Here is a 7,181-nt window from a genome sequence, read left to right on the forward strand (position 1 = left end):
GTTGTATCCGGTTGAAATAAAGAACCATACTGGGCAAAAGGTGGGCTTCGGAATAAGGAAGTATACCATAGAAAACATGGAGGTAATTGCATCTGAATCGCCTTTGAATTTTATTGTTTTAAGGTATGCTGATGTGTTATTGTCTAAAGCTGAAGCTTTGATTGAGGGTCAGAATAAGAATATTCCTGAAGCTATTGCGCTGATTAACAAGATCAGAAACGGAAGAACGGATGTTAAGTTGCCTGCTTTGTCGACAGGATTAGGTTTAGAGGAAGCGAGAGAGAAATTACATAAAGAACGCCGGATTGAGCTTGCATTGGAAGGTTTGTATTGGGATGATGTTAGGAGGTGGGAAATTGGTCCTAAGATTTATCCACAGCAGGTAAAAGGAGCAAATGGGGAGTTGATAGATACGAAATTTGCGAATGGGTATGATCTGATTAGAAATCAGCTGCTGCCGATTCCGGACGGGGAAATTTCTTTAAACCCTAAGTTGATTCAGAACAAGGGGTATTAAAGTGCGGTAGTAAAGTAGGGCGGTTGTATTGAGGCATTCGTCATCCTGAATTTATTTCAGGATCCCGGAATTGTAATTCAAAACCTGCTTAAACGAGATCCTGAAGTAAATTCAGGATGACGAGCGGTTTATTAAACAGAAAGCCGGGACTTTGATTTTCCGGCTTTCTTAATACAAGCCTCCAAAAAATGATCAATACCTGTTGTAGCATAACCMAAAAGCCTTGAGTTTTCGCCAAGTTCAGATGATACAATTGTTGTTCTCTCTCTGATTTGCGTCATGCAATATGTATTAATTGCCTGTTGCATCGGCAGGGTGATGTATTGTTTGGCCTCGGCAATTTTCCCGCTTAAAATAATCAGTTCCGGATTAAACAACTGAATAAGTACAGCAATTCCCTTTCCCATATAAGTGCCAATATTAGATAGTAGCTGGATGGCATATTGATCGCCTTTATTTGCTGCTTCTATAATTACATCAGGTTCAATCCTTTGTAATTCTTCGTTAGAGAGTTTATTGAGCATAGAGTTTTTGCCCGATAAAATACCTTCTTTTGCCATTTCTGATAAAGCATTGCCCGAAGCGATGGTTTCCAGACAACCGTGTTTGCCGCAATAGCACAATGCGCCATTCTCTACAAAAGGGATATGGCCTAACTCTCCTGAAAAACCACAGGCACCTTTTCTTAATTTCCCATCCATTATAATTCCTAATCCAACACCCCAATCCATTAACAGAATCAAAGCATTTTGTTTACCTTTTGCCATTCCATGTGCAAATTCTGCCATTGATGATCCATTTACATCGTTCTGTATAATAACGGGTAGTTTCAGCGTGGTTTCAAATGCGGCCGTTAAAGAGGTGTTTTCCTGATCGCTAAGAAAATAACTATAGCTTTTGCCTTTTTCGGAATCAATTAAGCCGGGCATGCCAACACTACAACCAATTAGTTGGTCGTTGGTAATGTTTTGAGCTTTTAGAATACCCTCTACATGTGTACTTAAAATACTAAAGAAATCGGATCTGCTGCTTTTTGAGATGGGCAAAGCGATGGTTTTGGCATCAACTATATAGTTATAATTGTTATCCATAACTGCTATTTTGGTATGAAATAATTCAATATCAATGCAGAGGATCAGGATTTTTCTATCCCTTAAGCCGTATAAATCGGGCTTTCTGCCACCCATAGATATTCCGTAGCCTTTCTTTTCTACCCATTCTTCGTCAGTTAAATTAGTAATGAGTTTTAAAATACTTGGAGTACTCATGTTCATGGTATCACATAATGCAGAAACTGAACTTGGCCCTAAATTAAAAAGATGTTTCACAAGCTGATATTTATAGATCAGCTGCTTATCGCGTGTTGGTTTTGTTATGTTATTTAATAGACGAAGATCCATAGCTTTAATTACTCTATTTCGTTAAATATAGATAACTTATGTTAAAAAATCACAAAAGTATTTTTAATACGTAAATAAATTAATAATGTTTTGTGTTTTTGACAATTTCTCGCTAATATTAACAATGCAAGTATTCGATTTAGCAGTGCCTTTGGAGGTATTAAAAATTGAATACCCATACAACCATATATATTAACCTTGAAGAACCATAAAAAAAATGAATCCAACAGTCAATATTTAACCGGTATTTGACTCTGTACCAAATATGAGCCCGACGAACTTACTGCGAGTTAATTCTAACTGTGCGGTGATATGTTATTTTAGTGAAGCTCTGATATATGAAAACAATACAATTGAATATATAATTCACACATAAATGAAAATATGAAGCCTAAACAACCTAAAGAACCAGAAAACCAAAATTCGAGAAGAGATTTTATTAAGAAATCGGCTGTAGGACTTGCCGCATTTACTATTGTGCCAAGATATGTACTTGGAGGAACAGGATTTATTGCACCAAGTGATAAGCTTACCAAGGCTGTAATAGGCGTTGGCTCAATGGGACGTGGTCATTTTACATATGATGGAACTCAGGTAGTTGCTGTTTGTGATGTTGATAAAAGGCACCTTGATTTGGCAACATCTATGCTGGATRAAGGCGTTAAAACATTTAGCGATTATCGCGAACTGATTAAACTTCCTGAAGTTGATATTGTACACATTGCTACTCCGCCTCACTGGCATGGAATTATGGCAGTTGATGCTGCAAATGCAGGTAAAGATGTTTGGTGTGAAAAACCAATGACCCATACTATTGGAGAAGGTAAACGTGTAATGGAAGCTGTTCAAAAACATGGCAGAATGTTCCGTTTAAATACCTGGTTCCGCTTTAAAGATACTTTTTATGGAATGGGTACAACTGTAAAACCAATTAAGAAGTTGGTTGACAGCGGATTGTTGGGCTGGCCTTTAAAGGTTACTGTAGGTAAACATACAGGTTATGATTGGAAGTTTTACTGGGTAGGTAAGGATCACCTTGAGCCTCAGCCGGTACCTCCTGAATTGGATTACGACAGATGGCTTGGCCCTGCGCCTTATAAACCATATAATGCACACAGGGTTCATCAAACCTTCCGTGGTTACTGGGATTATGATGGTGGTGGCTTAAGTGATATGGGACAACATTATATTGACCCTATCCAGTACTTTTTAGGTAAAGATGATACCAGTCCGGTTTCTGTTGAAATTGATGCTCCGCAACAACATACTGATGCTGTTGGAATATGGAGGAGGATAACTTATACTTACGCTGATGGTTGTCAAATCATTTTAGATGGCGAAGGAAAGGATACTAACGTGCCTTACATTGAAGGACCTAAAGGTAAATTATACCCGGGCTTTAAATCGGATATTCCGGATTTAGAGCGTAAACTGGCCGCTTTCCCTGATCCGACACCACAAATGACCGACTTTGTTGAATCTGTTAAAACCAGACAGAAATTCGCTTTAAATGAAGAAAATGGACATCGTTCATGCAATATCGTTAACATCGGTTTAATTGCCTTGAGGTTGGGCCGTTCGTTAAAATTTGATCCGGTAAAACAAGAGTTTATTGATGATGAAGGCGCTAACAGATTAATTAACCCAGTAATGCGTGTACCTTTTACTATTTAATTAAGCAGTTCATTTAAACAATTCAGATTAACATTTTACACATATCATAATGATAAAAAAGATATTCTTTATCCTGTTGGCGGTTGTAATGCTGCAAGATGTGGCAAACGGACAGGCAAAAAAAGACGAACGAACCGTAACTACCCGCATTGCTGATTTACTTGCCCAGATGCCTGCGGCTGATGCTGAGCTATTTAAAAATAATGTAAACGACATAGCCAATCTTGGAGAAGAGGGTTATGTAACTTTAATAAGTGGCCTTAGCGCCCCAGGTAAAGGCAATAATTCATTAATTGAGTATACTGTTGGCGGATTTTCTGCTTACATCACTCAGAATGGAAAAGAAGACTGGAGAAAAATGGCGGTTGCTGCTTATTGCAAAGCCTTAGATAAATTAACTGATAAACAAAATAAATCGTTTATCATCAGTCAGTTTGATTTGGTTGGTAAAGATGACGCGGTTTCTTGTATACAAGGGTATTTAACTGACGACCAACTGGCAGATCCTGCGGCACGAGCTTTGGTTAAAATCAATACTCCGGCTTCGAAAGCAGCTTTATTGGCTGGCCTGGCAAAAGCGAACGGTGCTGCCAAACTTTCGATTATAGAATCGTTAGGCGACAGCCGCTTTAAAGAAGCCGCTCAGCCTATCAATGCTTTGGCATCCGATGGCGATGCAAATGTTGCTAAAGTAGCATTGTATGCACTTGCTTATATTGCAGATCCTTCGTCTGAAGCTGTATTTGCCGCTGCTGCTGATAAAAGTGGATTTAAATATGAAAACACTAATACTGCCGCAGTTTACCTGATCTACGCAGAACAATTGCTTAAAAATGGCAATAAAGAACTTGCTGAAAAAATTGCTAAAGATATAGCTGGCAAAGTAAACACTGATGAATTGGTAGGTGTGCGTACCGGTGCTTTAAAAGTATTGGTTGAAGCAAATAAAGACAATAACCAGGAGCTCCTTTTAGATGCTGCAGGCGATAAAAATGCTGAATATCGTGCTGCTGCTTTGAAATTTGCTGTACCATATGTAACCTCAGCTTCGACACCTCTTTGGGTTAAGAAATTAGGTAAAGTTGATGATGATGGAAAAGCCGGTATTTTAAGTATGCTTGGCCAAAGTGGTGCTAAAGAAGCTTTACCAGCGGTAATTAAGTTGCTTAAAAGTAAGAATGAGACTGTAAAGCTAGCTGCAATAAATGCTGCTGTTAATATTGGTCAGGACCAGGTGCTTGATGATTTGCTTAAGTTGGCAAGCAAAGGTGATACTGCTAATGTGACTGCGGTTTCTAACGCCATTCACAGAATGAAAGGAACAGGAATTACCGAAAAGATTGCTGCTGCTATTCCATCTGCGAAACCAAATGTACAGGTTGCATTAATCAATTTGCTTGCTTCGCGTGCTGCAAACGGTCAGTTAAATACAGTTTATGATCAGTTAAAAAGTAAAAATCCTGAAGTACAACAAGCTGCATACGCTGCTTTAAGTCACGTTGTTGTGAAAGAGAATTTACCTCAATTGTTTACTTTATTGAATGAAAGCTCTGGAGCTCAGGAAACTGCTGTACAGGAAGCTATTATTGCTGCAGTAAGTGGTGGTGGTGACAATTCACAACAGGTTGATGCAGTACTACAACAAATGGCTTCGGCACCTGAAAACAAGAGATTACTTTTCTACAAAGTTCTGGCAAGTTTAGGTGGCGAGAAATCGTTAAAGGCGGTTACTGATGCTTTTGCATCAGGTAACGAGCAAACTCAAAAAGCTGCGTTAGACGCATTGTCTGCATGGGTTGATGCCAGTGCAGCTCCTGAATTAATTAAGATTGCACGTGAGACTAAAAATACTGCTTTCCTGAATACTGCTATCAACGGATACCTGCGTTCGGTTAGAGAAGGTGTTTATCCTGCGGAGCAGAAGTTGTTATTACTTCGCAACGCGATGGCTGTGGCTCAAACCAATGAGCAAAAACAACAAATTTTAAAAGATGTTGAGCAAGCTAAATGTTTCAATGCAATTGTTTTTGCCGGTAAATATTTAGATGATGCTGCTTTACAGCAAGCTGCTGCAAATGCAGTAATGAACATTACACTTGCCGGAACATATAATGGTGACCTGGTTAAAGGTTTGTTAAACAAAACCATCGAGGTAATAACCGGTGGTGATAGTGGCTATCAGAAAGAAGGAATGCGTAAATACATTTCGGAAATGAAAGCAGGTGAGGGTTTTGTGTCTATGTACAACGGAACTGACCTTACCGGTTGGAAAGGTTTAGTGGCAGATCCGATTAAGCGTTCTAAAATGGATACTAAAACGCTTGCTGCTGAGCAGGAAAAAGCTGATGCCGAGGCACGCGATAGCTGGAAACCTGTTAATGGTGAGCTTCAGTTCATGAGTCATGGAAATAACCTTGCTACTGTTAAAAAGTATGGTGATTTTGAAATGCTTGTTGACTGGAAAATTATTGATGATAAAAAAGGAGAGGGTGATGCCGGTATTTATTTGCGTGGTACTCCACAAGTTCAAATCTGGGATAATGCCCGTACAAATGTAGGTGCTCAGGTTGGTTCTGGTGGCTTATACAACAATCAGGCTAATGAAAGCAAGCCACTTAAAGTTGCTGACAATAAACTTGACGAATGGAATACCTTCCGTATTTTGATGAAAGGTGATCGTGTTACCGTTTACTTAAACGGTGTATTGGTAACTGATAACGTAATCCTTGAAAACTACTGGGACAGAAGCCTTCCGATTTTTGCTGAAGAGCAAATCGAATTACAAGCACATGGTTCGCCAGTTGCTTATCGCGATCTTTACATCAGAGAAATCCCTCGTGCAAAACCATTTGAGTTAAGTGCACAAGAGAAAAAAGAAGGTTATAAAGTGCTGTTTGATGGTACAAACATGCACAGTTGGACAGGTAACACAGTTGATTATACTATTGAGGATGGAAATATTGCGATTCGTCCTAAACCAGGAAAAGGTTCAGGTGGTAACTTATTTACTAAAGAGGAATTTAGCGACTTTATTTACCGTTTTGAATTTAAATTAACTCCAGGTGCCAATAACGGATTGGGCATTAGAGCACCTTTAGAAGGTGATGCTGCTTATACAGGTATGGAACTTCAGATTTTAGATAATGAGGCTCCAATATATAAAGACCTTCATGTGTATCAGTACCATGGTTCTGTATATGGCACTTTACCAGCAAAAAGAGGTTTCCTTAAACCAGTTGGCGAATGGAATTATGAAGAAGTTGTCGTAAAAGGCCCTAAAATTAAAGTGATCCTTAATGGTACCGTAATTCTTGATGGCGACATTACTGAGGCTAGAAAGAATGGTGCTGCAGATGGTAAGGAACATCCGGGTTTATTACGCGACAGCGGCCACATTGGTTTCCTTGGACATGGCTCTCCTGTAGAATTCAGAAACATAAGAATCAAAGATTTAAGTAAAAAAGAGTCGGCTAAAGCCCCTGCAAGCAAAAAAGCTGCAGCTAAGAAATAGTAGGATTTCTATTTTTAGCTTTAATCGATCGTCATCCTAAATTTATTTCAGGATCTTGCAAGAGAAAGTCGGACTAGCA

At 39.0% G+C, this 7,181-nt stretch carries 4 protein-coding genes; 3 read left to right on the forward strand and 1 reads right to left on the reverse strand.

The window, feature by feature from the left end; genetic code table 11:
- On the forward strand, positions 1 to 517 hold a 517-nt coding region (locus AC1DG9_RS20260), incomplete at its 5' end, for a RagB/SusD family nutrient uptake outer membrane protein (protein WP_477635132.1).
- 131 nt (positions 518 to 648) lie between these two features.
- On the opposite strand, the gene AC1DG9_RS20265 is transcribed toward AC1DG9_RS20260, so the two are convergent.
- Entirely contained in the window at positions 649 to 1,917 is a 1,269-nt protein-coding gene (locus tag AC1DG9_RS20265; protein ID WP_477635133.1) for an ROK family protein, read from the reverse strand.
- 384 nt (positions 1,918 to 2,301) lie between these two features.
- On the opposite strand from AC1DG9_RS20265, the gene AC1DG9_RS20270 reads away from it, so the two are divergent.
- The gene (locus AC1DG9_RS20270) at positions 2,302 to 3,591 is read left to right on the forward strand and encodes a Gfo/Idh/MocA family oxidoreductase (protein WP_477635134.1); all 1,290 of its coding nucleotides are present in this window, start codon (positions 2,302 to 2,304) and stop codon (positions 3,589 to 3,591) included.
- Between the two features lie 49 nt (positions 3,592 to 3,640).
- Positions 3,641 to 7,102 carry a 3-keto-alpha-glucoside-1,2-lyase-like domain-containing protein gene (locus AC1DG9_RS20275; RefSeq protein WP_337718226.1) on the forward strand — a complete coding sequence of 1,154 codons (3,462 nt, stop codon included), beginning with the start codon at positions 3,641 to 3,643 and terminating at the stop codon, positions 7,100 to 7,102.
- Positions 7,103 to 7,181 lie beyond the last annotated feature (79 nt).

It is taken from the genome of Pedobacter sp. 05L430 (assembly GCF_056397585.1).